Annotated in this window: 35 protein-coding genes; 31 read left to right on the forward strand and 4 right to left on the reverse strand. The window is 69.1% G+C overall.

What is annotated here, in order from left to right; all coding sequences use genetic code 11:
* Positions 1 to 97: 97 nt before the first annotated feature.
* The 10 genes from ACFY16_RS20160 to ACFY16_RS20205 all read left to right on the forward strand — a co-directional run bounded on the left by ACFY16_RS20160 (position 98) and on the right by ACFY16_RS20205 (position 4,851).
* Positions 98 to 292: a hypothetical protein gene (locus ACFY16_RS20160; protein ID WP_390648487.1), complete on the forward strand. Its 195-nt coding sequence runs from the start codon at positions 98 to 100 to the stop codon at positions 290 to 292.
* Positions 289 to 522: a hypothetical protein gene (locus ACFY16_RS20165; protein WP_390648488.1), complete on the forward strand. Its 234-nt coding sequence runs from the start codon at positions 289 to 291 to the stop codon at positions 520 to 522. Before ACFY16_RS20160 ends, ACFY16_RS20165 begins: the two co-directional genes overlap by 4 nt.
* Positions 522 to 758, forward strand: coding sequence for a hypothetical protein (locus ACFY16_RS20170; protein WP_390648489.1), 237 nt, complete (start codon positions 522 to 524; stop codon positions 756 to 758). Before ACFY16_RS20165 ends, ACFY16_RS20170 begins: the two co-directional genes overlap by 1 nt.
* Positions 759 to 855: 97 nt before the next feature.
* Complete coding sequence (locus ACFY16_RS20175) at positions 856 to 1,065, forward strand: hypothetical protein (protein WP_390648490.1); 210 nt, start codon at positions 856 to 858, stop codon at positions 1,063 to 1,065.
* A 281-nt stretch (positions 1,066 to 1,346) separates the two neighbouring features.
* Positions 1,347 to 2,186: a protein transporter Sec31 gene (locus ACFY16_RS20180; protein WP_390648491.1), complete on the forward strand. Its 840-nt coding sequence runs from the start codon at positions 1,347 to 1,349 to the stop codon at positions 2,184 to 2,186.
* Complete coding sequence (locus ACFY16_RS20185) at positions 2,186 to 2,701, forward strand: hypothetical protein (RefSeq protein WP_390648492.1); 516 nt, start codon at positions 2,186 to 2,188, stop codon at positions 2,699 to 2,701. The genes ACFY16_RS20180 and ACFY16_RS20185 overlap by 1 nt, the downstream gene beginning before the upstream one ends.
* A gap of 14 nt (positions 2,702 to 2,715) precedes the next feature.
* Positions 2,716 to 3,243, forward strand: a complete 528-nt coding sequence (locus ACFY16_RS20190) for a hypothetical protein (RefSeq protein WP_390648493.1) — start codon at positions 2,716 to 2,718, stop codon at positions 3,241 to 3,243.
* Positions 3,243 to 3,938: a hypothetical protein gene (locus ACFY16_RS20195; RefSeq protein WP_390648494.1), complete on the forward strand. Its 696-nt coding sequence runs from the start codon at positions 3,243 to 3,245 to the stop codon at positions 3,936 to 3,938. The genes ACFY16_RS20190 and ACFY16_RS20195 overlap by 1 nt, the downstream gene beginning before the upstream one ends.
* A 13-nt stretch (positions 3,939 to 3,951) precedes the next feature.
* The gene (locus ACFY16_RS20200) at positions 3,952 to 4,203 is read left to right on the forward strand and encodes a hypothetical protein (RefSeq protein ID WP_390648495.1); all 252 of its coding nucleotides are present in this window, start codon (positions 3,952 to 3,954) and stop codon (positions 4,201 to 4,203) included.
* A gap of 159 nt (positions 4,204 to 4,362) precedes the next feature.
* The gene (locus ACFY16_RS20205) at positions 4,363 to 4,851 is read left to right on the forward strand and encodes a hypothetical protein (RefSeq protein ID WP_390648496.1); all 489 of its coding nucleotides are present in this window, start codon (positions 4,363 to 4,365) and stop codon (positions 4,849 to 4,851) included.
* Between the two features lie 49 nt (positions 4,852 to 4,900).
* On the opposite strand, the gene ACFY16_RS20210 is transcribed toward ACFY16_RS20205, so the two are convergent.
* The 4 genes from ACFY16_RS20210 to ACFY16_RS20225 are packed head-to-tail and all read right to left on the reverse strand — an operon-like array spanning position 4,901 to position 5,752.
* Positions 4,901 to 5,185, reverse strand: a complete 285-nt coding sequence (locus ACFY16_RS20210) for a hypothetical protein (RefSeq protein WP_390648497.1) — start codon at positions 5,183 to 5,185, stop codon at positions 4,901 to 4,903.
* Positions 5,182 to 5,358, reverse strand: a complete 177-nt coding sequence (locus ACFY16_RS20215; RefSeq protein ID WP_390648498.1) for a hypothetical protein — start codon at positions 5,356 to 5,358, stop codon at positions 5,182 to 5,184. Before ACFY16_RS20215 ends, ACFY16_RS20210 begins: the two co-directional genes overlap by 4 nt.
* Positions 5,355 to 5,576, reverse strand: a complete 222-nt coding sequence (locus tag ACFY16_RS20220) for a hypothetical protein (RefSeq protein WP_390648499.1) — start codon at positions 5,574 to 5,576, stop codon at positions 5,355 to 5,357. Before ACFY16_RS20220 ends, ACFY16_RS20215 begins: the two co-directional genes overlap by 4 nt.
* Positions 5,573 to 5,752, reverse strand: coding sequence for a hypothetical protein (locus ACFY16_RS20225; RefSeq protein ID WP_390648500.1), 180 nt, complete (start codon positions 5,750 to 5,752; stop codon positions 5,573 to 5,575). The genes ACFY16_RS20220 and ACFY16_RS20225 overlap by 4 nt, the downstream gene beginning before the upstream one ends.
* Positions 5,753 to 5,858: 106 nt before the next feature.
* Here ACFY16_RS20225 and ACFY16_RS20230 point away from each other — a divergent pair, with 106 nt between their 5' ends.
* From ACFY16_RS20230 to ACFY16_RS20330, 21 genes are all read left to right on the forward strand, one after another.
* Complete coding sequence (locus ACFY16_RS20230) at positions 5,859 to 6,203, forward strand: DUF6011 domain-containing protein (RefSeq protein WP_390648501.1); 345 nt, start codon at positions 5,859 to 5,861, stop codon at positions 6,201 to 6,203.
* A gap of 31 nt (positions 6,204 to 6,234) precedes the next feature.
* Positions 6,235 to 6,612 carry a hypothetical protein gene (locus ACFY16_RS20235; RefSeq protein WP_390648502.1) on the forward strand — a complete coding sequence of 126 codons (378 nt, stop codon included), beginning with the start codon at positions 6,235 to 6,237 and terminating at the stop codon, positions 6,610 to 6,612.
* A gap of 162 nt (positions 6,613 to 6,774) precedes the next feature.
* Complete coding sequence (locus ACFY16_RS20240) at positions 6,775 to 7,323, forward strand: hypothetical protein (protein ID WP_390648503.1); 549 nt, start codon at positions 6,775 to 6,777, stop codon at positions 7,321 to 7,323.
* Entirely contained in the window at positions 7,320 to 8,657 is a 1,338-nt protein-coding gene (locus tag ACFY16_RS20245; protein WP_390648504.1) for a phage terminase large subunit, read from the forward strand. Before ACFY16_RS20240 ends, ACFY16_RS20245 begins: the two co-directional genes overlap by 4 nt.
* Before the next feature lie 257 nt (positions 8,658 to 8,914).
* Positions 8,915 to 10,405, forward strand: coding sequence for a phage portal protein (locus ACFY16_RS20250; RefSeq protein WP_390648505.1), 1,491 nt, complete (start codon positions 8,915 to 8,917; stop codon positions 10,403 to 10,405).
* The gene (locus ACFY16_RS20255; RefSeq protein WP_390648506.1) at positions 10,402 to 10,671 is read left to right on the forward strand and encodes a hypothetical protein; all 270 of its coding nucleotides are present in this window, start codon (positions 10,402 to 10,404) and stop codon (positions 10,669 to 10,671) included. Before ACFY16_RS20250 ends, ACFY16_RS20255 begins: the two co-directional genes overlap by 4 nt.
* Entirely contained in the window at positions 10,668 to 11,750 is a 1,083-nt protein-coding gene (locus ACFY16_RS20260) for a head maturation protease, ClpP-related (RefSeq protein WP_390648507.1), read from the forward strand. Before ACFY16_RS20255 ends, ACFY16_RS20260 begins: the two co-directional genes overlap by 4 nt.
* 11 nt (positions 11,751 to 11,761) lie before the next feature.
* Entirely contained in the window at positions 11,762 to 13,123 is a 1,362-nt protein-coding gene (locus ACFY16_RS20265; protein ID WP_390648508.1) for a phage major capsid protein, read from the forward strand.
* A gap of 98 nt (positions 13,124 to 13,221) precedes the next feature.
* Entirely contained in the window at positions 13,222 to 13,662 is a 441-nt protein-coding gene (locus ACFY16_RS20270; protein WP_390648509.1) for a hypothetical protein, read from the forward strand.
* Between the two features lies 1 nt (position 13,663).
* The gene (locus ACFY16_RS20275) at positions 13,664 to 14,041 is read left to right on the forward strand and encodes a hypothetical protein (protein ID WP_390648510.1); all 378 of its coding nucleotides are present in this window, start codon (positions 13,664 to 13,666) and stop codon (positions 14,039 to 14,041) included.
* A 38-nt stretch (positions 14,042 to 14,079) separates the two neighbouring features.
* Complete coding sequence (locus tag ACFY16_RS20280; RefSeq protein WP_390648511.1) at positions 14,080 to 14,793, forward strand: hypothetical protein; 714 nt, start codon at positions 14,080 to 14,082, stop codon at positions 14,791 to 14,793.
* Positions 14,794 to 14,804: 11 nt separating this feature from the next.
* On the forward strand, positions 14,805 to 16,184 hold the full coding sequence (locus ACFY16_RS20285) for a hypothetical protein (RefSeq protein ID WP_390648512.1): 1,380 nt from the start codon (positions 14,805 to 14,807) through the stop codon (positions 16,182 to 16,184).
* Between the two features lie 2 nt (positions 16,185 to 16,186).
* Positions 16,187 to 16,561, forward strand: coding sequence for a hypothetical protein (locus tag ACFY16_RS20290; RefSeq protein WP_390648513.1), 375 nt, complete (start codon positions 16,187 to 16,189; stop codon positions 16,559 to 16,561).
* A 6-nt stretch (positions 16,562 to 16,567) separates the two neighbouring features.
* Positions 16,568 to 17,026, forward strand: coding sequence for a hypothetical protein (locus ACFY16_RS20295; RefSeq protein ID WP_390648514.1), 459 nt, complete (start codon positions 16,568 to 16,570; stop codon positions 17,024 to 17,026).
* 1 nt (position 17,027) lies between these two features.
* Positions 17,028 to 17,786, forward strand: coding sequence for a hypothetical protein (locus ACFY16_RS20300; protein WP_390648515.1), 759 nt, complete (start codon positions 17,028 to 17,030; stop codon positions 17,784 to 17,786).
* Positions 17,786 to 18,235, forward strand: a complete 450-nt coding sequence (locus tag ACFY16_RS20305) for a hypothetical protein (RefSeq protein WP_390648516.1) — start codon at positions 17,786 to 17,788, stop codon at positions 18,233 to 18,235. The genes ACFY16_RS20300 and ACFY16_RS20305 overlap by 1 nt, the downstream gene beginning before the upstream one ends.
* A gap of 6 nt (positions 18,236 to 18,241) precedes the next feature.
* The gene (locus ACFY16_RS20310; protein ID WP_390648517.1) at positions 18,242 to 18,643 is read left to right on the forward strand and encodes a hypothetical protein; all 402 of its coding nucleotides are present in this window, start codon (positions 18,242 to 18,244) and stop codon (positions 18,641 to 18,643) included.
* 64 nt (positions 18,644 to 18,707) lie between these two features.
* On the forward strand, positions 18,708 to 19,085 hold the full coding sequence (locus ACFY16_RS20315) for a hypothetical protein (protein WP_390648518.1): 378 nt from the start codon (positions 18,708 to 18,710) through the stop codon (positions 19,083 to 19,085).
* Between the two features lie 144 nt (positions 19,086 to 19,229).
* Positions 19,230 to 23,045 carry a phage tail protein gene (locus ACFY16_RS20320; RefSeq protein WP_390648519.1) on the forward strand — a complete coding sequence of 1,272 codons (3,816 nt, stop codon included), beginning with the start codon at positions 19,230 to 19,232 and terminating at the stop codon, positions 23,043 to 23,045.
* A 9-nt stretch (positions 23,046 to 23,054) separates the two neighbouring features.
* The gene (locus ACFY16_RS20325; protein ID WP_390648520.1) at positions 23,055 to 23,567 is read left to right on the forward strand and encodes a hypothetical protein; all 513 of its coding nucleotides are present in this window, start codon (positions 23,055 to 23,057) and stop codon (positions 23,565 to 23,567) included.
* Positions 23,568 to 23,570: 3 nt separating this feature from the next.
* Positions 23,571 to 26,426 carry a hypothetical protein gene (locus ACFY16_RS20330; RefSeq protein WP_390648521.1) on the forward strand — a complete coding sequence of 952 codons (2,856 nt, stop codon included), beginning with the start codon at positions 23,571 to 23,573 and terminating at the stop codon, positions 26,424 to 26,426.
* Positions 26,427 to 26,428 lie beyond the last annotated feature (2 nt).

A 26,428-nucleotide genomic window follows, 5' to 3' on the forward strand; every position in this document is an offset into this window, starting at 1 on the left:
CGCTGCGCTCAACAAAACAGCCCCCGGCCCGGCGCTGGAACGCCATATGGGCCGGGGGCGGACCCACCCACAACCGTGACGAAGGAGCAGGTCCGCCATGGAGCGTACCGATCAGCAGCCCACGCAGCCCAGCCCGCGCGCCATCGCGGTCCGCAACGCCGCCGACGCCGCCGACGCTTACCAGGCCGCGCCGGACACGTACACGCTGCACCGCATGCAGTCCGCCGTGCAGTCGGCGCAAAACCTCGGCGCCAGCCTCCAGGACATCCGCGCCGCGAGGGGGCAGCAGTGAGCAAGCAGCCCAGCCCCGCCACCGAGCCGTGGGAGCCGGGCATCATCGCCCGCTACCTCACCGTCGCCGGCGCCACCGTCGACGTCCGAGGCGGCGGCGACCACGCCTCCATGACGTGCCTCGGCTGCTCCCTGCACTACTCCGCGTTCGGCGAGCAGCGCACTCGCGAGCTGGCCCAAGGCCACGCGGAGAAGTGCCGCGCCCTGCCCCGCCCGGCGGTGACCCCCTGATGGCCCGCATGTCACGCCGCGAGATGAACGAACTCGCCGACGACCGCGAGAAGTGCGCCGCCCGCGCCGAGCGGAACGCCCAGTCCGGACGCGAAGCCGCCGCCGACGTCACGCTCCCGGACACAACCCGCAAGCAGGCCGCAACCGCCGCCCAGTTCGCCACGAGCCACGCCCGCGAGTACCGCGAGGAAGCCGCCGCCCTCCGCGAGGGCCGGATCCCCGGGGAGGACTGGTGACCCGGCCCAGCCGCTGGCCCGTCCGCATCCTGTTTGTCGCCGGCCTCGCGCTCAGCCTCCTCGCCCTCGCCCTCACCATGCACACCGGGGGGCACTGATGGCCTGGAACCCGTTCCGCTCCGGTGGCGACCGGCAGCTGGCCGAGACGCGATACGCCGGCCGCGAGTCTGCAAGCGAGACCGCCGCCAAAGCCCGCCGCCAGGCCTACAAGCGCAACGTCACCAAGACCGCCCGCAAGGGCCAGGCATGGGAAGACCGCGACCGTCAGCAAGACCGACGCGGCCGCTGGTACCGGCCCGCCAACTGAGGAGAACGCCATGGAGCGCTTCCTGTACGCCCTCGGTATCGCCGCCAGCATCGCGTCCGGTGTCTTCGCCGTCGTGTGGATGTCCACCCACTGACCCAGGAGCAGCCATGCCCGACAACCTCGCCGTCGGCCTCGTCATCGCCGGAGCCGTCGGCCTCGTCCTCGCCGCCTGGCACGGCTGGAAAGCCCGCCGCCGATAACCCCACCCGAGACCGCCGGCCCCCTCGCGCTTCCGCCCCCACGGCCGCGAGGGGGTCGGCTTCCGCTCCCGGAGGAGCACCGTGAAGACCCGTCGCATCACCCGCGAGCGCCTCGTACCCCACACCCTCGACGGCAAGACCCGCATGGTCCCCGACGAGGAGACCATCGACATCCCCCTGCCGCCCCGCGACTGGGACCAGATCGGCATCAACGTCGTCACCGGCATCGTCGCCCTCGCCCTCCTCGGCTGCATGGGCTTCTCCACCGCCTCCATCGGCGACCTCCTCAGCCGAGTCACACCCGCCCCCGCCGCATACGGCGCCGCCGCCCTCTTCGACCTCGCATGGATCGGCTGCTCCATCATCGAATGGCTCGCCCGCTACACCCCCGACCGAGCCACGAAGGCCCGCGCCGGCGGATACGTCGCGCTCGCCGTGGCCATGGGCGCGGTTGCCGCACACGGCTGGATCGCAGGAGGCGTCGCCACAGGTCTCGTGGGCGCAGCCGCGTCCGGTCTCGCGAAGGGCCTGTGGGCGGTCGCCCTCGACTACCAGGCCGCGCCCCTGAGCAAGCGCGACGCCGCGTTCTTCGATCAGGAACTCTCCGAGGCCGCGGTCGAGCTGGCCCGCATCCCCGTTCGGCGCCGCGTGAACCGTGCCCGCGCGCTCGCGGAAGGGGAGCGCCGCGCCCTGGAGGTGGACTCCGGATCCGCGGATCCGGACCAGTCCGGACCGGATCCGCAGTCCGGATCCGCGGATCCGCTCCCGACCCTCACGGGGCCGATGACCGTGAAGGACGCGGTCCGGACCGCCAAGGATTCCGGGATCACCGATCCGGATGCCGTCCTGCGGTACGTCCACAAGGTCGCTGACGCCAACGCCAAGCCGGACACCGTCAACCGCTACCTGCGGGGGGCGTGATGACGGAGCAGCCCGGAGCCGACGAGCTCCGCATGCGCGCGATCCTCCGCAAGCGCCACGTCGGCCCCAACGCCGACCCCCCGCCCGCGGAGGAGTGGTGGACCGAGCCGGCCGACGACGAGACCGAGGAGCCGGAGCAGTCGGACCGGCCCGCCCCGTTCGCGGCGCAGCCCGACTACTGGCCCCGCCCCCACATGCCCGCAGTCCTCACCAGCGTTCCGGACCGGGCCGCCGCCGCGATCAGCCCCGGCACCCGACGGCTCCTGTACAACGCGTCCGCGGCCGGTGCCGGTTGGGGTCTCGGCCTGTACGACCAGCTCGCCGGGGCGATCGCTGACTGCGGGCAGACCAGCATCGGTGGCGCCTTGGTCCTCGGTGTCGGCGGCTGCCTGCTGATCGCTCACGTGTGGGACCGCCGCACCCGTCACTGGTGGCCCGGCATTGCCTGGGTTGCCCGTATCCCCCTTGCCACCGCCGTCGTTGCGCTTGCCCTCTGGGCACCCGCGTCCACCTGACCAGGAGATTCACCGTGATCACGCAGTTCATGGCCGCCGCCCCCGCGATCAGTGTCGAGGGTGGCCGCATCCTCGGCAGTGTCGGCGCCGGAGCCATCGCTACCGTCCTCACCCTCATCCTGTGGATCGGCATCCGCGAACCCAAAGGCAGCGGAGGCGGAAGCGGCGGCAAGGACGGCGCAGGCGGCGGAGGCGGAGGAGGCAAGAAGAGCCGCATCCGCAAGCGCCTCACCAGCGACCAAGCACAGTGGACCGGCGTCGCCGCAGGCACCTTCTACATGGTTGCCGGATCGATCTGGACCGTCGGCGAGAACCTGAGCACCGCGTTCGCCAGCGTCTTCACCAACGGCGGCTTCGGCGCAGCAGGGATGGGCGGGGTCAGCCTGCTCCTTGCCGCGCTCATGTACTTCCGGGAGCTGGCCCCGGGCAAGGCCGCGCTGACGGGGATCATCGCGGCGGGGGTGTGGGCGCAGGCAGGCGGGATCTGGGGCCTGCCGCAGGCGCTGATCCTGACCGGGGCGCACGCGGTCGGAGCAGCCTGATGCGGCCGCGCCTGCCCGCGTGGCTTGTCGCGGAGGTGCGCCCGGTCCTCGCCGTCGCGGGGGCCGGGGCCTCCCTCGTTTCAGGGTCGGTCGTCCTTGCGGCCCGCGGCTGGGCGTGGCTCAGCGAACGCCTCAGCCTGGGGGAGCGCCTCGCTGCCCTCGCGGCCGGCGGGTATCTCGCCGTGTACGGGTGCGCGCACGCCCCACACACGGCCCGGTTCGCGGTCCCGGGGGCGGTCGTTGCCTGGTGCGTGGCCGCATGGTGGGTTGCCCCCAACACGGTGGACGAGGAGGAGGGCGAGCCTGCCGAGGACGAGCCCAGCGAGCCCGATCCGCAGGACGTCGCCGACCTCGTTCGCGACCTCATCGGCGACGACCGAGGCGTCCTCCTCACCGCCCTCCGCGCACCGTTCCACGCCGCTGACACGCGGGCCGTGAGGGAGCTGCTGGCGGGGGCCAGCATCGCGGTGCGGCCGGGGGTGCGCACGGCGGCCGGGAATGGGCCGGGCGTGCACCGCGACGATCTGCCCGCCGCGCCCCCACCCCCTGTCGCCCCCTCTGCTGAGGTTGTTGCCGCAGGTGAGGACGCCAACACCAACACCAACAACAAGCTGCGCGTGCATTCCCGAGAGGGGATGACGATCATCAATGATCCGGCCGACCGGCACCGCACACACTCGCTGAAGAAGCCCTGAGCCGGAGGCCCTGATGCCGTACGTCTACCGCTGCCGCCGATGCCGCGCGAGCAGCCCGCCCGACACCAGACGGACCGCTGAAGCGTACCGGCAGCAGCACCGCGACACCGAGCATGGAGGCCTCGCCCCGGACGGTGAGTCGATCGTGCGAGTGCCCGGGAGTACCCCGGATCCGGACGGCCGGTACGTCAGCACGGGTGCGATGCTTGGCGGCCTGGCGCTGCTCGCTGTTGCGGAGTTCGTGGTCCGCCTGTGGGGGCGCTGACGCCCTGCCACACTGGAGTCTCGCGCCGGGTGGTGACCGGCACGGCCCTGAAGAAGCCCCGCCGCGTTCCCCCGTCGCGGCGGGGTTTCGCCGTTTCCGCCCCGTGTTGTCGGTGGCCGGCGCTACGATCCGGCGCACCGATCCACGCTGGGGGGAACCATGCGTCGTACCGCCACCACTGCCGTCCTGCTCGCCACTGCCGCACTCGCGCTCGCCAGCTGCTCCAACGGAAGCAGCACCGCAGACGCAAAGCCTGAAGCCAAGACCACGGCGCCGACAGCCTCGGCGAGCCCCGAGAAGCTGGAACCCATCTGGGGTCCCAAGCTTGAGGCGGCCGGCGGCAACGAGGGCGAGGGCACATCCGCATGTCAGATGCCGTCGAGCAACGCCTGTGCCAGGTACGTCAACGACATCATGGAAGTCGTCGCTGGCCTGGAGAATGCGATCAAGGAGACGGGGCGGGAGTACCCCAAGGCTGAGGCTCAGATCGCGTCGATGAGAGACGCCGAGTCGGAGTACGTGGCCAACGGATGTCAGGGAGACATCACGGCGGACGACCCGAACTCGCAGTGCCACGGCGTGGTGGGCGTGACCATTGGGACGATGACGCTGGACATGACGCTGATGACTGACGAGTACGCCTTCTAGTTGGGCACAGCACAGCCCCGCTCGGATCTCGGTCCGGGCGGGGCCTTCGTCATGCGGTGGGGAGTTCAGCCTCGGGCGTGAGCTGGAGTCCGGTGCGCTCACAGAACTCAGCGAGATCCATGTCGCCGTCCAGGCGGTCGCCAGTGTCGAAGCGGGCGACGGCGCCGTCCGGAATACGCGTCCACTGTTCCGAGTCGTGGGTGTCGTAGGCGTCGACGGTGCCGATGCCGGACCGGTATCGCAGGTAGAGGTACTGGCCGTCGGTGGTCCAGGCGGACCATTGGGAGGGGCAGGCGCAGCAGGTCTCGACCACGCGCGCGAGCGTCAGGCTCATGTGGTGGGCTCCTCGCCCGGGCGCACCGGGCCCACGTCCGGGAGCAGCCCCGCGAACGGGCGGCCGATCGGCCGGACTTGCTCCCTCGGCTCCAGCGGCCGCGTCTCGGCGGTGAGCGCGAAGTGTTCGGCATCCAGGTACAGCGCGTCGACGGCGGTCGGCTGCTCGCTCATGCGCTCGGCTCCTCGCTGCTCGCCGGGCGCTCCGAGGCAGCGCGCACCCTGTTGAGCGAAGCAGCAAGAGACGAACCGAACTCCTGCACAGCAGCAGCGACACCAGCGAACAGCTGCGCAGTGGCGGGCGACGCGAAGTGCAGCGGCCGAGGCGCGGCGGTGTGTCGGTCGATCTGGTGCAGGGCGCGTTCGGCGTTCGGGTACGGGCGGTAGGTCATGCGCTCTTCTCCTCAGGCCTGTCCGGCAGTTCTGCGTCCGGGCGCCGCAGGTACCAGCGCACCAGGTCCTTGATGATGGCGGACCGGTCGCCAGCGGGTGCCTGTTTGGCGAGGTCTGCCCAGTCTTGATCGTCGATGCGGACAGATCGGTGCTTGGTCTTGGGGGCGTTCGGCATGGGTCCACGGTATCGCGGGTGTACGGACACCGGTAGTGCCAAACCCCTTGCGGTGTACGTACACCTAGGGCTACGGTGTACGTACACCAGGAACGAGGGGGACCACATGAACGCCGCAGCCACCACCGCAGACCACACCAACTGCCTTCGCTGCGGCAGGGCTCTTCGGTCCGCCAAGTCGAGGGCCACCGGATATGGAGCGAAGTGCGCCGCCAAGGTCCGCAACGCCCCCGTCGACCTCACCGACTACAAGCCCCACCAGATCGCCAGCGCCCAGGAACTCATCGAAGACGGCGCCATCATCCTCATCCGCGGCAACGTCTTCGCCGCCGTCTCCACCGACGGCACCGAAACCCACCTCGTCCACCCCGCCGCCTGCAACTGCAAGGCCGGCCTGAAGGGCACCCGCTGCTACCACCAGCTCGCCGCCCGCCTGCTGCTCGCCGCCTGACCGCCCGCCGACACCCGTACAAGGAGAGACCATGGACTACGGCATCCGCTCGCCCCAGGGACAGATCTGGTCCTGCGACAGCCTGGAGACCGCGAAGGAGAACGTCGCCGAGGCGCCGCACATGGAGATCGTCGCCCGCGAGGCTGGCGGTGAGTGGCAGACGGTACCGGCTGGCCCGATCGTCTGGGTCCTCTCCACCGGCGAGGACTACGAGGGCGGCAGCGTCCTCGGTGTCTACGCCAGCAAGGACGCCGCGCGCGGCCCGTTCGTCGAGGCCGCGAAGCGGATCCCGTTCGACCTCGACCAGGCGTGGCAGGACGAGGAGAGCGGAGCCGTCCACGCACACGGCGGCTGCGACTGGGTGGCCCTCGAACCGCACCCGCTGATCACGGCCACCCAACTCACCTGACCCCACGCACGCCAGAGGGCCCGTCCCCGGTTCGCCGCGACCCGGGGACGGGCCCTCACCCACGCACCGAACACCTTGCCTCGGTCATCAGTATCCATGATGACCAGCCGCCGTATCATCACAGAACACGAACACCACAACGGCCGGCGAGGAGGGGGATCCGTGGCCAACCCCCCAGGCAACCCCAACCAGCACCACCGCGGCGGCAACGGCAAATACCAGCCCAGCCTCGAAACCGCCCAACGCAACGCGGAAGCGGCGCGGCTCCGCACGCAGGGCTACAGCCATGCGCAGATCGCCGAGCAGCTCAACTTCCCCAGCGTGAAAGCCGTCAGCGACGGGATCCGCGCCCTCCTTCAGGAGGTCATCCGCGAGCCGGGCGAGGAGCTCCTGAAGATCGAGCTGGCCCGCCTCGACGCCGCCCTCGTTCGCCTCGCGGGTCTCGAAGCCGCCGCCCTGAAGGTGCTTGAGGCCCGGCACATCACCGTCAACAACGGCAAGGTCATCCTGCACCCCGACACGGAGCAGCCCCTCGACGACGACGGGCCGGTCCTTCAGGCCGTCGACCGCCTCATCAAGATCGAGGACGCCCGGCAGCGCAACGCCGAACGGCGCGCCAAGCTCCTCGGCCTCGACGCCGAGCAGAAGGTGAATCTGTCCGGGAGCGTGAAGTACGAAGTCGTCGGCATCAACTCCGAAGACCTCACATGACCACGGCGGCCGACATCGTCGTCCGCTACGAACCCCGCGGCGCCGCCCTCGACGTCTTCAAGAGCCGTGACCCGGAGCTGGTGATCGCAGGCCCGGCCGGCACCGGCAAAAGCCTGGCCTGCCTGTGGCGCGTCCACCTCGCCGCCCTCAACAACCCCGGTGTCCGCTGCCTGATCGTCCGCAAGACCGCCGTCAGCCTCGGCAGTACGACGCTGGTGACGTACGAGAAGAAGGTGGCCGCCGCTGCCATGGCGTCCGGCATCGTCCGCTGGTTCGGCGGCAGTCCCCGCGAGGCGCCGTGCTACCGGTATGCGAACGGCAGCGTCATCGTGGTGGGTGGTCTCGACAAGCCCGAGAAGATCATGTCCGCCGAGTACGATCTCGTGTTCGCGGACGAGGCAACCGAACTCACCGTCACCGACTGGGAGTCCATCGCTACCCGCCTCCGCAACGGGATCCTGTCCTGGCAGCAGCAGATCGCCGCCTGCAACCCCGCCCACCCCACCCACTGGATCAAGCAGCGATGCGACCAGGGCCAAGCTCGCATGCTGCTCTCGCGACATGTCGACAACCCCGCATACATGAACGCCGACGGCACGCCCACCGAAGTCGGCGCCGCGTACTTCGCCAAGCTCGACGGCCTCACCGGCGTCCGCAGGCTTCGCCTCCGCGACGGGAAATGGGCGGCTGTCGAAGGGCAGATCTACGAGGCGTACGACGAGGCAGTCCACCTCGTCGACGAGGTCAAGCCCACCGCGGCCTGGACCCGGTGGGGCGCAGTGGACTTCGGGTACACGAACCCCTTCGTGTACCAGGACTGGTGGGAAGACCCAGACGGCCGCCTCTACCTTGCGCACGAGATCTACTACACGCGCCGCCTCGTCGAGGACCACGCCGAGAGCATTAGGCGCCTGCTGTTCTACCCGTCCGGGCAGCCGCGCCAGCAGCTACCGCGCGCCATCTACGTCGACCACGACGCCGAGGACCGGGCGACGTTGGAGCGGAAGCTGGGGCTGTCGACGAAGCCGGCGCACAAGAGCGTGTCGGACGGGATTCAGGCGGTGCAGTCCCGGCTGAAGGTGCAGCCCGACGGCCGGCCGCGGCTGTTCATTGCGCGCGGTGCGCTCATCGAGCGGGATCCGGAGCTGGATACGGCGTCGCTGCCGATGTGCACGGCGGATGAGATCACGGGCTATGTGTGGGCGGTGAAGCCTGGGAACAAGGGCGGGTTGAAGGAGGAGCCGGTGAAGGAGCACGACCACGGCTGCGATGCCCTCCGGTATATGTGCGCGGCGCGGGATCTGGTGGGACGGACGCGGGTGCGGTGGCTTTGAGCCACTACTTTGTAGGGGTTCGACAACAGGGCTCGACAGGTGACGGAGGGGTGCAGATGGCCAGGAAGGTGCCTGTGCGCAGGTGGATACAGGGATTGAATAGGGCTATGCCGGTTGTGCTTGACACGTCTGGGGTTATTCTGTTGTCGGGATCCGCCATGATGTTCCTCGGAGCAGCAGCGGGAGTCGCCGCTCTCGGCGTCGGCTGCATCGTCCTGAACTGGCGGTTCTACAGCGGCACGTGATCGGAGGGGTAGGTGGCCAGAACCCTCCTCGGCGCGATCCTCAACCGCGCCAGCACGGCCACACAAACCCCCGTCCCCTTCGCCTCCCGCTCGCAGTCCTACGGGCGTGGCCTCTTCGGCAGCAGCCGCGGCACCACTGCCCAACTCGATGCGATGGGCGCCGTCTCCACCCTCTTCGCCATCGTCAACCGCACCGCGAAAGCCGAAGCGGGCGTTGAGTGGGGCCTGTACCGCAAGGCCAAGTCCGGCAAGAAGGAAGACCGCACCCCCGTCACTTCCCACGCCGCGCTCGACCTGTGGGACCAGCCGAACCCCTTCTACACGCAGTCCGTTTTCGTCGAAGCCGGGGCGCAGCACAAGCAGCTGACGGGTGAGACGTGGTGGGTGATCGCCCGCGATGAGCGGTCCACGCTGCCGTTGGAGATGTGGGTGGTCCGCCCGGACCGGCTCACGCCGGTCCCGGATGCGGAGCGGTTCCTCAGCGGCTACATGTACACGGGCCCGGACGGGCAGGAGGTCGCGCTCCGCAAAGAAGACGTGATCTTCATCCGGACCCCGCACCCGACCGACCCGTACCGCGGTATCGGACCCGTGCAGGCGTTGCTCACCGACCTCGATGCCGTCCGCTACTCCGCGGAGTGGAACCGGTCGTTCTTCCTCAACAGCGCTGAGCCCGGCGGGATCATCGAAGTCCCCAACGGCCTGTCCGACCAGGAGTTCGACGAGCTTCGCGACCGGTGGAACGAGCAGCACAAGGGCGTCGCCAACGCGCACAGGGTCGCCATCCTGGAGCACGGGCAGTGGAAGGACCGCAAGTTCACGCAGCGGGACATGCAGTTCGCTGAACTGCGCAACCTCTCCCGCGAAGTGATCCGCGAAGCGTTCGGGTTCCCCAAGCCGATGACCGGGGCTGTTGACGACGTCAACCGCGCCAACGGCGACAGCGGTGAGCGAATGTTCGCCCGCTGGCTCCTCGTCCCCGACCTCGAAGCCATCCGCGACGCCCTCAACCACCAGCTCCTCCCGCTGTACGGAGCGACGGGCAACGGCCTGGAGTTCGACTTCGTCAACCCCGTCCCGGACGACGTCGAGAGCGAGGCCACTCAGCTCACGGCGCGAGCGAACGCAGCGAAGGCGCTTGGCGAAACCGGCCTTTGGGACGCGGACGACATCCTCTCCGCGGTCGGCCTTCCGGAGATGCGGCGTGCGGCGGTCACGGTGCCGGCCCCGACTGCCGTCCCTGCGGCGTCGTGGGATGACGCGGTCGCCGGGCTGCTCGGGACCGAGGTGGAAGCGGCGCAGCGCTGGGTGGCGGTGTGCGTGGACGACGAGAACTCGTGCCAGCCCTGCAAGGACAACAACGGCCAGCTGTACCGCAACCGGGCGCAGGCCTACGAGGACTACCCGGGCGGGTCGGGCTACATCCACTGCGTCGGCGCGGAGTACGGCAACGACTGCCGCTGCAAGGTCGTCAAGCGGCGCAAGACGGGAGACGACGAGTGAGCGAGCGTCAGCCGCGCACACTGCGGATCAGCAAGCCGGAGGACCGGGCGGGGTGGGTCGTCGAACTCGATGGCCATGACATCGCCCGCTCACTCATCGGCCTTGACCTCCGGGTCGACTCGGAGCCGATGGCCAGGGTCACCCTCGACATCCTCGCCGAGGAACTCCCGGGCGAGATCGGCCAGGTCCATGCCTACCTGCCGGATGCGACGAAGGAACTGCTGGTCCGGCTCGGCTGGACCCCGCCCGCCGAGGAGGCGTCATGAACATCGTTCTCCCGGGTAAGGCGGCTGCTTTCGCCGCCAGCCAGCGCGAGCAGTCCGACAAGCTGCGCGCCCTGCACGGCATCGAGGCCCGGTCCTGGTATCGCATCACCAACGCCGCCTCCGCTGATGAGGCGGAGGTCATGCTGTACGACGAGGTCGGCGGCTGGTACGGGGCGACTGCCGATCAGTTCATCGCGGACCTGCGCGGGGTGACGGCCCCGAACCTGCGGGTGCGGATCAACTCGCCCGGCGGCAGCGTCTTCGAGGGGATCGCGATCGCCAACGCGCTGCGCTCCCACCCCGCGAGCGTGACCGTGCAGATCGACGGGATCGCCGCCTCCATCGCGTCCGTCATCGCGATGGCCGGGGACCGCATCGAGATGGCTCCGAACACGATGCTCATGATCCACGACGCTTCCGGGGTCTGCCTCGGCAACGCCTCCGACATGGAGGAGATGGCCGAACTCCTCGACCTCATCAGCGACAACATCGCCGACGCCTACGCGGCACGCGCGGGCGGAACCCGCGGCGAGTGGCGAGCCCGCATGCGCGCGGAGACCTGGTATCTCCCCGAGGACGCCGTCACCGCCGGACTCGCCGACGAGGCGACCAGCGTGCCCAAGCAGGGCGAGCCTGCGGCGCCGGACGAGGAAGACGAGCCGGACATGGCGCGCGCCTGGGACCTGGCTGCGTACGGATACGCCGGCCCGGGCGAGCCGGAGGCGCCGAAGCCTGGCCCGCCCCCGGCGGCCGAGGCGCAGCCGACCCTCGTCATCAGCATCGCGGACCTCCTCGACGAGGATGCGGTGGCCCGACTTCGTGCTGCTGTCCAGCCGCCGGCCGTCGAGCTGGAGCCCGAGGCTGCCGTTGCGGCAGATCCCGAAGACCCTGCCGTGCCCGAGCCTGTGGCCACGGCTGAGCCCACCGAACCCGCGGAGCCCGGTACCCAGCCGGAGCCCACCCCCGACGACTGGACGGCCATGGTCGCCAGCCTCATCTCCGACGACGGCGACGACTGGTCGGCGCTCGTCTCCAACCTGATCGAGCCCGACACGTCGTCCAGCGCGGCGACGGCCTGAAGGAGGCAACAGTGGCACCCACGATGACCATCCCGCGCAACGCCGACGAGCTGGCGGAGATGCTCGCCGATGGCGCGAAGCTGAAGGAGGTCATGGCCTCCCGCGAGTCCCTGACCGAGTTCATCACCGCCTACGGTGAGGCGCTCCAGGGCGAGGGCACCGACCTCAACAGGCTCGTCGCCGAAGAGACGCAGCGCGTTTTCGCGCAGATGATGCGCGACAACGGCATGACCGACGCCAAGGACGGCATCAAGCGCCTCGACCTCGACCCGCAGGCCAAGGGCAAGCGCGGCGGCGGCATGCTCACCTCGCACAAGCAGGGCACCGCCTACAACGCGAACGCGGTCGGCGCGCAGGTCGACTCCCACTTCACCGACAGCATCGACTACGTCCGCAACATCTGGCACAAGAACGCCAGCGCGGACGCCGACAAGCTGGCCGCGCTCCGCAACGCCGCCTCATCGGTGTCCCCCGCGGACGGCGGGTTCCTCGTCCCGGAGACGCTCCGCTCGCAGCTGCTGCAGCTCGCGCTGGAGCAGTCCGTCGTACGCCCGTTGGCGACCGTCGTCCCCATGGACAGCGCTCGGGTCCCGTTCCCGATGATCGACACCACCACCAACAGCGGCAGCGTGTTCGGCGGCATGGTCGCCTACTGGGGTGAGGAAGGCGCAGCGCTCACCGACTCCAGCCCCAAGTTCGGCCGCGTGACCCTCGACGCGAAGAAGCTCACCGGGCTCAGCGCCGTGCCGAACGAGCTGCTTCAGGACTCCATCGTCTCGTTCTCCGCGCTCATCGAGACGCTGTGGCCTCAGGCCCTGGCGTTCGAGGAGGACGCGAAGTTCCAGGTGGGCAGTGGCACGGGCGAGCCGCTCGGCTTCCGTGGCGCCGGCAACCCGGCTGCCATCCCCGTCAACCGCGGTACCGCCAGCACGATCAAGTACCCGGACGTGGTGAACATGTTCGCCCGGATGCTGCCGTCGTCGCTGTCCCGCGCAGTGTGGATGTGCTCGCCGGACGCGCTGCCGCAGCTGCTGCAGATGTCCCTCACTGTCGGCACCGGCGGTAACTCGGTGTTCGTGGTGAACGCGGCGGCTGGGATGCCGATGTCCATCTTCGGACGGCCGCTGATCATCACGGAGAAGGCGTCCGCGCTCGGTACCCGTGGCGACCTCGCGTTCGTCGACCTCTCCTACTACTTGGTGGGTGATCGTCAGATCATGACCGCCGACAGCAGCACCGACTACAACTTCGGCTCCGACAAAACCACGTTCCGGATCATCCAGCGCGTCGACGGCCGCCCGTGGATCCAGTCCGCGATCACCCCGCAGAACGGCAGCTCCAACACGCTGTCGCCGTTCGTCGAGCTGAACTAACCCCCCTGGCCGCCGTCGGCATTCACACCCCGGCGGCGGCTTCCACCCGATCCGGCAGTGTCGCCCCGGCGCGGCCCCCAGACAGAGAGGTACACCCGATGTCTCAGAAGGCACTCGGCAGGCTCATCAACTCGACTCCGGCTGCGGATGGCGTGTGGATCGCGCTGAAGGGCGCGGCTGCGGGCGTCGACTTCTCCTGCTACCTCGCGGGCGCGGTCGGCGACACGTACACGCTCACACAGGCCAAGGACAACGCTGGGACGGGGTCAAAGAACCTGGCGATCATCACCGAGTACCACACGTGCACCGGGAACGGCTCGGACGCGTGGACTCGGCAGTCGCAGGCGGCCGCGGCGACGATCGTGACGACGGCAACGGCGGCGCAGAACGCAATGGTCGTCGCGGTCGAGGGCACGTCGCTGGACGACGGCTACAAGTACGTGAAGTTGACGTCGACCGGTGCGGGCACCGTGAACGCGCTCACCCGCGACCTGCTCGCGCAGCGCGCCCCGCAGAACCTGCCCGCCACGGGGGCCTGACGTGGCCGTGTGGCAGTGCGCGGAGTGCACCGCCGTCTACTCGGTGGGCGCCCCGGCGTGCCCGCAGTGCGGGTCGGTGATCCGCGTCAACGAGACAACCCGGGAGCCCGAGGAGGGCGAGGACATGGCGAAGGTGACCGTGCACGGCGGCCCGTCCAACGCGGCCGCCGACGAGGGTGGTGAGGACGTATCAGCTGGCAGCAGCTCCTCGACATCGTCCGAGAAGGAGCCGAGCTCGCCCGAGCTGAGCGAGCAGCCCAGCCCGTCGCGTGCCCGAACGACGGGGAGCCGCTCAAAGAAGGCGGCGACGGCCAAGGCCTCTACTGCCCCTTCGACGGGTGGCGACCAGGCGGCCGATACGTCGGCTGCTGACAAGTAGATCCACAGCGTGACGAGTTCGGAGAGGAGGACGGCAGGATGACGGCAACCGGCTATGTGAGCGCCAGCGGTGACACCCGCAAGGTCAACAAGAGCGGTGACACGATGACGGGCGAGCTCGTACTGCCCGACGCCTCTCCGGACACGTCGCTGACGGCAGCACCCAGGCAGTACGTCGACACTGCCGTCATCCTCGCCGTGCCCGAACAGCCCGGGGACCAGAACCTGTTGGCGTGGACGTACGACCCGAACCAGGCCGGGCACGTGACGGCGCAGTCGAACGCGGGCGTGGCGGGCCGGGTCACCCTGTCGCGGATCATCCTGCGTAAGCAGGTCACGTGGTCGAACGTGTGGCTCGGCCTGTCGGGGATCGACGCGGCGGCCGTCCTGGCGAACTGCTACCTCGGCGTGTACGACAACACGGGCACGCTGAAGGGCGTCACGGCGGACATCTCGTCGTCGTTGATGACGAACGCGATTGCGAAGCCCTTCGCACTCAGTACTCCGTTCACCGCGGCGGCCGGCACGTACTACATCGCGATGCTGCTCAACGGGACCTGGACCACCAACAGCCTCACCTTCAAGTGCAGCGGCGCGGGCATCAGCGTCAACGCCGGGCTCAGCGCGCCGAACCTCCGCTACTCGAACATGCTCACCGGGCAGACCAGCTTGCCTTCCACGCTCGCCCTGTCCGGGCAGACCACCACGATCATCTCCACCGGCTGGGCCAGCCAGTGGTACGGCGTGAGCTGAAGGGGGCGACGATGACCGACGTAATCGCAGGCCAAACTGTCGCCTTGCTGTCGCAGTGGTACCCCTACGACGGGGGCCCGCTCACCGACCTCGACGCCACCCCGTCGATCACCATCACCTCGGTGGCCACCGGAGCGACAGCACTCGCAGCCACCACATCCGGCGTCACACACCCGGGCACCGGCTCCTACGGCTACGCCTGGACCCCGTCGGCCGCACTCACCCCCGGCCTGTACCTCGCACTGTGGACCGGGCTGAAGTCCGGTTCCCCGGTAACTGCGACGGAGACGGTTACCGTCGTTGCGCCGGCCGCTGCGTCGGCCACGAACACCTCGCCTGAGGGGATCTGGTACGCGACCCGCGAGGAGATCAAGAGCGAGCTTGACGTCAAGGAGACCGCGAGGAGCAACGCGCGGATCGATCGGGCGATCGAGGACGCGTCGCGCCGTGTCGAGGGCCTGTGCCACCGCCGGTTCTTCCCGGTGCAGGCGACTCGGTTCTTCGACTGGCCGCCCCGGGCCGGGATGACGCCGTGGATCTTGCGGCTCGATGACCAGGAACTGATCAGCGTGAGCACGCTCGCGTCGGGCGGAACGGTCATCACGAGCAACGAGTACAACCTGGAGCCCGTCAACTTCGGCCCCCCGTTCAACCGTCTCGAAGTGAAGATCTCCACCGACGCCTCGTTCGGCGGCGGCAGCACCTATCAGCGTGATGTGCAGGTCACCGGCCTGTGGGGCTACCGCAACACCGAGGCCACCGCGGGCGCGCTCGCCGAGGTACTCGACGACTCCGAGACCAGCGTCGACGTGGACGGGCCCACCTCGGCCGCGGTCGGTGTCGGCTCCATCGTGCGCGTCGACTCCGAGCGGATGCTCGTCCGCGAGCGCCGCCAGCTCGACACCGGACAGACCCTCGGCGGAGCGGGGCTCACGAACCAGAACAACGCCGTGACGGTCACCGTCGCAAGTGGTGCCGCGTTCTCGCCGGGCGAGGTCATCCTCATCGACGCCGAACGCATGCTCGTCGAGGACATCACCGGCAACAGCCTGCTCGTCCGCCGCGCCTGGGATGGTTCCACGATCGCCGCGCACACCGCAGGCGCCACCATCTACGCCCCCCGCACGCTGGTCGTCACCCGCGGCGCGCTCGGCACTATCGCGGCCGCGCACGCCAACGGGTCGACGGTCGCCCTGTGGGTGCCGCCCGGCCCGGTGCGTCAGCTCGTCCTCGCCGAGGCGCTCACCGACCTGCTGCAGGGCCGGTCCGGGTACGCGCGCACCGCCGGGTCTGGGGAGAACGAGCGGGAGACATCAGGCCGCGGCCTCGCAGATCTGCGGGCCAGCGCCTACACCGAGTGCGGCCGCAAGGCCCGGATGCGGAGCGTGTGACCATGCGCCTCGACGTCTCCACCAGCAGCCGCGGTCCGATCTTCGACGGGCGGGCGCAGCGTGTCGCCAACGCTTTCGTTGACCGCTACGAACGGCAGCTCGCCGAGGAGGGCCTCAACATCCTCAAGCGGGAGATGCGCGCCGTCTTCCGGAACCCGACGGGCTACTACGAATCCCGGTGCGTTGTGGTCGACGGCCACACCATCACAGACTCCCGGGTCGTGTACGGGCCGTGGCTGGCCGGCGTCGGCAGCAGGAACTTCCCGGTGACCCGCTTCAAGGGTTACGACCACTGGATCAAGACGCGGCACGAGCTCAACCGGCGCAAGCGCGGCATCGGTGAGCGGCTGCTGCGCCGGTACACGGGACGGATGTGATGCCCCGTGTCTCTTGACCTCCTCACCTACCGCAGCGCGGCCATGTCCCACGCACAGAGCCTCGGCCTGTTCGAAAGCGTCCTCGGCCACGAACCCGTATCGGCGCCCGGGAGCGGCCTGGTCTACGCGATGTGGGTCACGGACATCGCCCCTATCCCGGCCCGCTCCGGCCTGGCCAGCGTGTCGGTGCGGCTGGAGCTGACCGGGCGGGTGCTCATGCCGGCGGACACGGAGCCGCAGGACGACGTGGATATCGCGGTGACGGGTGCGGTGGATGGGCTGATGCACGCGTACAGCGGCGACTTCGAGCTCGGCGGGACGGTCGCGAACGTCGACCTCCTCGGCATGCACGGCGCCGGCCTGCGGGCGCGGTTCGGGTTCACGCGGTTCGACTCGACGACTTACCGGGTGGCCACGCTCACCATTCCCTTGATCGTGAACGACGTGTGGACGGAGGCGCCCTGACATGGCCAAGGCTTCGGGGCTCGGCGACAACCTGTACATCCAGGGCTTCAACGCCTCGGGCGACATCCAGCAACTCGGATCAATCGGCGGCGGTCCGGCGCTGCTGAACTTCACGGGCATCGACAAGAGCGCCTACGAGCGGCAGGGCGGGGCCCGCAGTGGAGCCGTTGAGTTCACCGCGTTCTTCAACCACGTCGCGGTCACCGGCGGTACGCACGAGAAGCTCGCCGCGCTGCCGCGCACGGACGTGATCCTGACGTACTGCCGCGGCACCACGCTCGGCGACCCCGCAGCCAGCGTCGTGGCCAAGCAGGTCAATTACGACCCGAGCAGGGGCGACGACGGCATGCTGACGTTCGGGGTGTCGGCGCAGTCGAACGGGTTCGGGATCGAGTGGGGGCAGCAGCTCACCGCGGGGATCCGCACCGATACGGCGGCGACGAACGGCACAGGCATCGACACCACGGCGTCCCTATCGTTCGGCGGGCAGGCGTACCTACAGGTCTTCTCGCCGTTCACCGGCACCGATGTGACGGTGAAGATCCAGGACTCGGCCGACAACGTCACCTTCGCGGACGTCGCCGGGTTCTCCTTCACCCAGATCACGGGCGGTGCCCCGCTCGCGGAGCGGATTGCGCTGTCGAACACGGCGACGCTGCGCCGCTACCTGCGCGTGGCGACTGTGACCACGGGCGGCTTCTCGGCGCTGTCGTTCGCCGTGAACGTGATCAAGAACGAGGCGGCGGGAGTGGTCTTCTAGTGAACGCGAACCTGTCGAGGATCCAGCCCCTGATGGGGCCCGAGGCCTATAAGACCTACGCCGTGGTGTCGCCGCTCTCGACGCACTTCCGGCCCGCAACCTGCGCCGAAGCGAACTGCACCTACTACCGCGACGGCTTCCAGGTCCGCGTCGAGGGCCTCGCCCCTCAGGTACTGCACGCGGTGCAGAACTCGGGCCGCAAGTACACGGTGCAGAAGCCGGCCGAGGGCGAGACGTACCTCGTGTTCGAGCCGGGCCAGCCGTGCCTTCGGTCGTCGCTGCACCGGGTGCGGGTGGAGGACCGGCCGCCGCTGTACGTGGTTCGCGATGGCGACTACCGCGGCAACCCGCGCGGCACGAAGGCGCGGGTGCATCACAGCCCGGACAACTGGCTGGACGACTTCGCCACGCATCAGCAGGCGATTGCAGACGAGATCGAGAAGGGGTGATCGGCCATGGCGAAGGCTAGCGGCCTCGGCCAGACAGTTCTGTCGGTGGACACCAGCGCGGGTGCGCCGACGGACATCCGTAACGACGTCACGAACTGGCAGATGGCCACCCCCAGGGGTGTGCAGGACACCACGGGTGTGGACAAGTCGGCGAACGAGCGGCTGCTGCTGCTCGCGGACATGTCCGTGACCTACAACGGCGTGTTCAACGCCACCGGGAGCCACCTCGTGTTCCGCACGGTGCCGTCCACCAGCGTGGCCCGGACCTGCACGAACACGGTGAACGGCGTCACTCTCGCGGGTGAGCTGCTGTTCTCGGACTATCAGCTGTCGCGCTCCGACTCGGGCGAGCTTACGTGGTCGGCGCCCGGGGCCCTCGCGGACGGAACCGTACCAACGTGGGCGTAACGGTCAAGTCGGACATTCAGAGAAAGGCGGCCTGACCGTGGGATTCAAGGCAGGCGTCCGCACGGTGACGATCAAGTTCGCCGAGGGGCATCAGTACCACGGCGCCGAGGCGCGCGTCCGTGGCATGGCCATCGGCGAGTACATGGCCGCGACCGGACTCGATGGCGGCGACGGCGACAACGCGGCCGCCAGCATGAAGCGCTTCAGCGAGCGGCTCCTCTCCTGGAACTTGGAGGACGAGGACGGCACGCCGATCCCCGCGACGCCGGAAGGGCTGGCGCAGGTTGACCAGGGTCTGGCCCGCGCCCTTCAGAACGCCTACGTCGAGTCGATCATCGGGGTGCATTCGGCTGACCCTTTGCCGGAGAGCTCGCCCTCTGGCGAGCCGTCCCTGGTGGAGTCCGTCCCGATGGAAGCACTGTCGGAGAGCCTGGCGAGCTGAAGAAAGCCCGGTTCCTGCTTGGCCTGCTGGAGAGATTCGGCGGCTACACCCTGTCCTCGCTGATGGCCGAGGACACCGAGCTGCTGCGCCTCGTCGCGATCGAGGAACTCGGCGGCGGACGCGAGACGAGAGAGGAGGGGGACGATGTCTGACGACGTAACGATCACAGTCCGGGTCAACAACCAGACCGCAGCCGGATTCCGCGACGTCAACGGCCGCATCCGCGACATGAACGGCCGGTTCGCGACCGCGGCCGGCGACATGCAGCGGTCATCGGCACGGACCACGGCGTCCATCAACGGGCTGAAGGCCACGCTCCTCTCTCTCGCGCCGGCGGCGGTGCCGGTGGCTGCGGCGATGGCGCCGATCGTCACGCAGGCGGGCGCGGCGGCGCTGGCGGTGGGTGCGTTTGGTGCGGCGATCGTGCCGCAGATCTCGAACCTGTCCGATGCGGCGAAGGCTCAGACCAAGTACACGGACGCGGTCCGCCAGTACGGGCGAGGTTCGGAGCAGGCAGCGAAGGCCGCGTTGGCGCAGCAGCAGACACTCGCGAGCATGCCCGCGGCGACGCAGCACGCGGCGGCCGCCTGGTCGAACCTGAGCGAGCAGTTCAAAGGCTTCTCGGACAGCACGGCGAAGTTCACGATGGCGCCCGTCGAGAAGTCGTTCGCGATCCTGGGGCAGATCATCCCCAAGCTGACGCCGATGGTGCAGGGCACGTCGACGCAGCTGAGCCGCCTGATGGACGTGGCCGGCGGTGGGGTCAACTCGGCCGCGTTCGACACGCTGTCGAAGAAGGTCAGCGACTTCTCGAACACCGCGTTGAAGGGGGCTACGGACCGGGCGATTCACTTCATGCGGGTGTTGTCGGAGGGCAACGCGTCCGGGCCGATCGCGAGCTTCTTCGAGTACGCCCGCAAGCAGGGCCCCGCGGTGAAGGAGCTGCTGGGCAACGTCTCGGAGGCGGTGTCGAACCTCATGCAGGGTGCGGCGCAGGCCGGGCCCGGGCTCCTTACTCTCGTCAACGCGATGGCCAAGCTGGTGGCGTCGATGCCGCCGGAGTTGGTCGGCACGCTGATGCAGATCTATGCCGCCTTCAAGCTGATCAAGCTGGCGGGTGCGGGGATCGGGGTCATTGGCGACGGCTTGCAGTCGGTTGCCACGCGCATGGCCGCGCTCAGGGCGGCGTCGGTCGCGGCGGGCGGCGGCGTCGCGGGCTTGCGTGCGGCGTTCGCCTCGCTCGGTGCGGCGGCGAAGGCGTCCGTTGTGGTGGCTGGGATCGGCCTGCTGGCCGTCGGTGTGCAGAAGCTCGCGGAGAAGGCTCGGGGGGCGCCGCCGGACGTCGACAAGCTGGCGCTGTCCTTGAAGAACCTTGCTGCCACGGGTAAGGCCACGGGTGAGCTGAAGGCGTCGGTCGGTGACGTCGGCGACTTCGTGAAGAAGCTGAACTCGCTGAAGCAAGAGCAGGCCAGCCTCGACAAGGGTCTGTCGTGGGCGAAGGGGATCGCTGGCATCGGCCCGATCATCGACGCGGTCACCCCGAAGATCGATGACCTGGTCAACGGGTCGAAGTCGATGGGCGCGGCAAAGGACGACTTCGCTGCCTTCGACAAGGCGCTCGCGCAGAACGCGTCCAACGGACATGCAACCGAGATGGCGGCGCAGTTCAAGCAGTACGAGACGGCGCTGAAGAAGGCCGGTTACACACAGAAGGAGATCAACGCCCTCTTCCCCGCGTACACGTCGGTTGTGGCCGATGCGAAGTACGAGCAGCAGATGGCTGCGCAGTCGATGGGCTTGTTCGGGTCCGCGGCGCAGGCGGCTCAGGCGAAGTTGGACGCGCAGAAGTCCAGCGCGGATGGCTTGCGGCAGAGCATCGTCGCGTTGAACGACGCGCAGCGCCAGGGCCTCGGCGGCATGATCGGTTTCGAAGCGGCGATCGACGCCGCGGCGAAAGCCGCGACGGACAATGCGGGCGCGTTGTCGATGACACATGGGGTCCTCGACCTCAACTCGGAGAAGGCGCGGTCGGCGGCGAGCGCGCTGCAAGACCTCGCGGACAAGACGGATTCGGCTGCCTCGTCGGCACGGGAGTCCAATGCGTCGTGGGAGACCGTCAACGGGATCTACTCCCGGGGCCGCGAGGAGCTGATCAAGCAGGCGCACGCGATGGGCCTGACCACAGATGAGGCGAAGATCCTCGCGGATCAGATCCTTCAGATCCCGGATAAGACGACCACGGTCAAGATGAACACCGAGGACGCGCTCGCCGGGCTGACGGCCTTCAACGAGGCGGTGACGAAGACCCCGAACGCCAAGAGCGTGACGCTGAAGACGCTGTCGTCATCGGCCGAGGCGATCCTCGAATCATTCGGGCTGAAGGTGAAGCGCCTCCCGGACGGCTCGGTGACCGTGTCCGCGAAGACGGGGGCTGCTCTCGGCGGGATCGCCGGTGTGGCTGCTGCGATTGCACGGCTGAAGGACAAGACGGTCACCCTCACCACGGTCACCAGGTTCACCACGCAGGGCACATCGAGCAAGGTCGCGCCCGCGCACCGCGACTACGCGGCTGGCGGCCGAGTCCGGGGCTACGCGAGCGGCGGCGACGTACAGGCCTACCCTGACGGCGGTTACATCGAGGGGCCGGGCAGCGGAACGAGCGACAGCATCCTCACCCTCCTCGGGTCCGGGAACGTGGTGCGCTCCAGCAACACCGAGTTCATCGTGAACGCGCAGCAGACGCGGAAGCACCGCCGCCTCCTGGAGCTGATCAACTCCGGCCAGTTGCCCCGGTTCGCGAAGGGCGGTCTGACGGACGCGGAGAAGTCCGCACGCTCCAGCCTGCGCGGGCAGATGTCGATCAGCGCACTGGGCAGGTCGGCAGGCTACTCGCGGACGTCGATGGAGAAGGCGCTGGGCGCGCCGTCGGATCTGTCGTCGCTGGTGTCCGCGCTGAACTCGCTGAAGACGGACGTGCGCTCGGCGACCCGCGGCAAGAGCGAGTCGTCCCTGCTGCGCACCCTGGACTCCGTCGGGAAGCGGCTGATCGGGCAGGAGAAGGCCCTCGCCAAGGTCAACAGCGCGTTGGAGAAAGCGAAGTCGAAGCTCGACGACCTGAAGAACTCAGCGTCGCAGCTGTCGAGCAGCGTGCGCGGCGGGGTCCTCTCCGCGGCGAACATCACCAAGGGCGCGTCCGGTACGAACGTCACCGCTGGCACCGTGATCCAGGGCCTCACCGACAGCCGCGACAAAGCGACGGCCTTCGCGGACGCGCTGAAGGGCCTGAAGGGCAAGGGCCTCAATGCGTCGCTGATCCAGCAGATCGCGGAGGCCGGCATCGAGGGCGGCGGGCTGGAGACTGCGGGCGCTCTGATGTCCGCGTCGGCCGGTGACATCAACGCGATCAATAGCCTGCAAGGTCAGATCAACTCGGCGGCGGGCGCGGCAGGCAAGGCGACGAGCGATGCGGTGTACGGGGCGGCGATCAAGGCGCAGACCGCGGCCACGAACAAACTCCAGGCGTCGCAGGACCGACTGGAAAAGACCATGGCCAGCCTCGCCAAGAGCCTGGAGAAGGCCATCTCCCGGGCGATCGGGAAGAAGGCGGCCGGCGGGATCGTCGGCGCGGCCGCGTCGGGCGGCATCCGCGGTGGCCTGACGTGGGTGGGCGAGCACGAGCCCGAGCTGCTCGATCTGCCGGTCGGCAGCCGGGTGTGGTCCGGGCCGGACTCGCGGCGGAAGGCCGCAGCGCCGTGGGACTCGATGCTCAACACCCCCCGCCGGGCTGGCCCGTCGGGCGGCGGGTCCGTGGGTGGCGGTGCGGTGCAGCCGGTCGTCGTGCACCAGACCATCACGCTCGACGGACGCGTGGTCGCCCGGCAGATCTTCGAGCCGCTGCGCGAGGAAGTCCGCGGACGCGGCGGCAATGTTCAGGACGCCCTCGGGCAACGAGGCAAGTAGGGAGATCAAGTGCCGTACACGGTATGGAACGGGCCCGCCCCGACCACGGCTGCACAGCAGTCGGTGACGACCGGGACCGCGATCAAGACGATGCTTCAGCTGGCCACGCCCAGCTCGACGCAGATTCAGATCCTGGAATGGGGCTTCAGCCTCGACGACCCGCCCGGCGCGGACGGCGTCGTCGAGCTGCTGCAGACGGACGTCGCGGCCACGGTCACCGCGCACGTCGCGGCCACCGGTGTCGTCAACCTCGACCCGAACGGGCCGACGACGCTCCTCACGGTGGGCACGTCGGCGACCGGATACACGGCGTCCGCCGAGGGCTCGACAACGGCGACGCGCGTCTTCGACACGGTGTCCCTCAGCTCGGTGTCCGGCGAGTCCGGCCTCAGCTACGTGCGGACGTTCATGCCCGACGACCGGCCCATCATCGCCGTATCGCGGTTCCTCCGGGTCCGCGCCACCACGCCCACCACGGCCAGCGACATGCGCTGCTTCATCACCTTCCAGCAGGTGGGCTGACCGATGCCGACCCCGATCGCACCCTTCGTCTCGGCATTCCGCCGCCGCCTCGCCAACCTCCCGGGCCCTGGCGCCCGCGCAGGCGGCGAAGCGTCCAACGACCAGCCGGTCGTCATCGAGATGTGGGTACGCGGCGCATGGGTCGACATCACCTCCTACTGCATGGTCCGCGACGACTCCGGCCGCGTGGACATCACCACGGGGATCCGCACCGAGGGCCAGCAAGCGGACCAGGCCGAGGCCCGACTCCAGCTGAAGAACGGCGACGGCCGGTTCTCCCCGCGCAATCCGGCCGGCCCGTACTACGGGGCGATCGGCCGGAACACGCCGATGCGGATCAGCGTGCCGGACGGCAACGGCGGCAAAACCTATGTGATCTGGGGTGACGTCACACAGTGGGCCCCGAACTGGGACACCACTGGCAACAGCGTGTGGGTCGACATCACCATCTCCGGCCCGATCCGGCGTCTGGCTCAGGCTCCGGCTCCGGCGCGGTCGGTGCTGTACCGGTCGATCGCGGAACCGGCCGGGGCGAGTCTGCGGGCGTACTGGCCGGTTGAGGATGCGTCCGGGTCGAAGACGATCGTGAGCCCGTTGACGAGCGGGTCGCCGATGACGTTCACGGGGACGCCGACGCTGGCGGGGTTCGACGGGTTCGCAGCGTCGGACCCGGTCGTGTTGATGGCGGGGAACGTCCTGACCGGGGGTGTCGCGAACTACTCCAACCCGACCATGACGCAGGTGCGGTTCCTGTGCACGATCCCCGCGGAAGGCCTGTCCGACGGCAAGGTGATCTGCAGCATCGACCAGGAGGACTACGCCGCCGGGTCGCCGCAGTTCTGGGAACTCTTCTACACGACGACCGGCAATACGCTGTGGCTGCGGCAGAACGACAGCGACGGCAACTTGCTGGGCATCGAGCTTCAGCACACCCTCGACGTCCGCGGCCGCCGCCTCTACGTCAGCGTGGAGATGCAGGAGTCCGGCGCCAACATCTCCCGGGCGATCCGCCTGTACGACCTCACCGACCAGATCCAATACGACGCGAGCGATACGGCGTTCGTGTCCGCCCTCACCCGCGTCACCCGCGTCCAGTTCGGCCCGGCGTCCCGGTCGGCGGTCGGCCCGACCGGCACGTCCGGGCTGACCAACGTTGCGATCGGGCACGTCACTGTCGAGGACACGATCACCCCGCTCACCGTCCTCGGCGTCCACCTCAACCCGGTTGGCGAGCGCGCGGGGCGGCGTATCCAGCGGGTGTGTGCCGAGGCCGCGATCCCGTTCCAGTGGATCGGCGACCTCGACGACACCACCGCCATGGGCAATCAGGGCAAACTCAACCCCCTGGAGTTGATGCGGGAGGCGGAGGCCGCTGACGGCGGCATGCTGTACGAGGCGGCCGGAGGCCTCGCTTACCGGACTCGGGTCTCCCTGTGCAACCAGGACCCGCAGCTGGTGCTGGACTACACCGCGTTCAACCTGTCGGAGATCCCCACCCCGATCGAGGATGACCGCTACATCCAAAACCAGGTGAGCGTCACGGCCGGGGACGCCACGGCAACGTACTCGCTCGACGAGGGCAGCCTGTCCATCGAGCAGCCGCCGACCGGTGTGGGCGTGTACGGCGCGAACATCACCCTCAACCTCGGCACATCCGAGAGCCCCCTGTCGCATGCGGCGTGGCGGGTCCACATGGGCACGGTCGACGAACCCCGCTACCCGCAGATCAGCGTCAACCTCGCCCACACCAGCTTCGTGAACAACCCGGACCTGGAGCGCGCCGTCCTCAACTTGCGGCAGGGCGATCGGATTCTCGTTCAGAACCCGCCCACCTGGCTGCCTCCGGGGGCGATCGACCAGGTCATCCTCGGCGTCGAGCGGGCCCTCACGCACTTCGAGCACCGGATCACGTTCGTGTGCGCGCCGGCATCCCCGTACCGGGTGGGCGTCACGGACACGGTGCTGGCCGTCATCGACACGGACGGCTCTGCGCTCGTCGAAGACGCGACCCCTACTGCAACCGCGCTGACGGTGGCTCCATCGGCCGGACAGTCCGGACTGTGGACCACAGACAGCGCGAACCTGCCTCTCGATGTCCGCGTGGGCGGGGAGGTCATGCGGGTCACCAACATCACCGACTGGCTCACCGACACCGCTACCCGCACGGTGGCCAGCAGCTGGGGTACGCCGGATGTGGGGCCGGCGTGGAGCACGGTGGGCGGCGGGTCGGCGTCGGACTACGCGGTGAACGGCAGCGCGCTGATCCAGACTCTGTCCACGGTGGACGTGACCCGCCGCACCGCGGTGACCGCGGTGAGCCCGGATTACGACGTGTACTGCGACATCACGACCAGCGCGCTGGCCTTGGGGGACAGTCTGTATGGGGCGGTCACGGGGCGGATGCTGGACGCGGCGAACATGTACATGGCCCGCCTCGAATTCACGACGTCGAACACCATCATTTTGGTCGTGCGGAAGCTGATCGCGGACACCGGCACGGACCTCGGCACGTACATGCTGCCAGTCACCCACGTCGCTGGGCAGTTCGTCAGGGTCCGGTTCCAGGGCGTGGGCACGCAGTTCAGGGCGAAGGCGTGGCTGGCGACGGATCCTGTGGAGCCTCCGGACTGGCATGTCACGGGGACGGACTCGTCGATCTCGCCCGCGTACACGATCGGCACCAGGAGCATCCGCGTCACCGGCAATACGAACGCGGCGACGGTGGCGATCCAGTACGACAACTACCGCGTGGTGAGGCCGCAGACGTTCACCGTCACCCGCTCCGTCAACGGCGTCGTGAAAGCGCAGCTCGCGGGCGAGGATCTGCGGCTGGCCTATCCGACGATCGTGTCACTGTGAAG

It is taken from the genome of Streptomyces sp. NPDC001315, from assembly GCF_042896175.1.
In the GTDB taxonomy this organism is placed as follows: domain Bacteria; phylum Actinomycetota; class Actinomycetes; order Streptomycetales; family Streptomycetaceae; genus Streptomyces.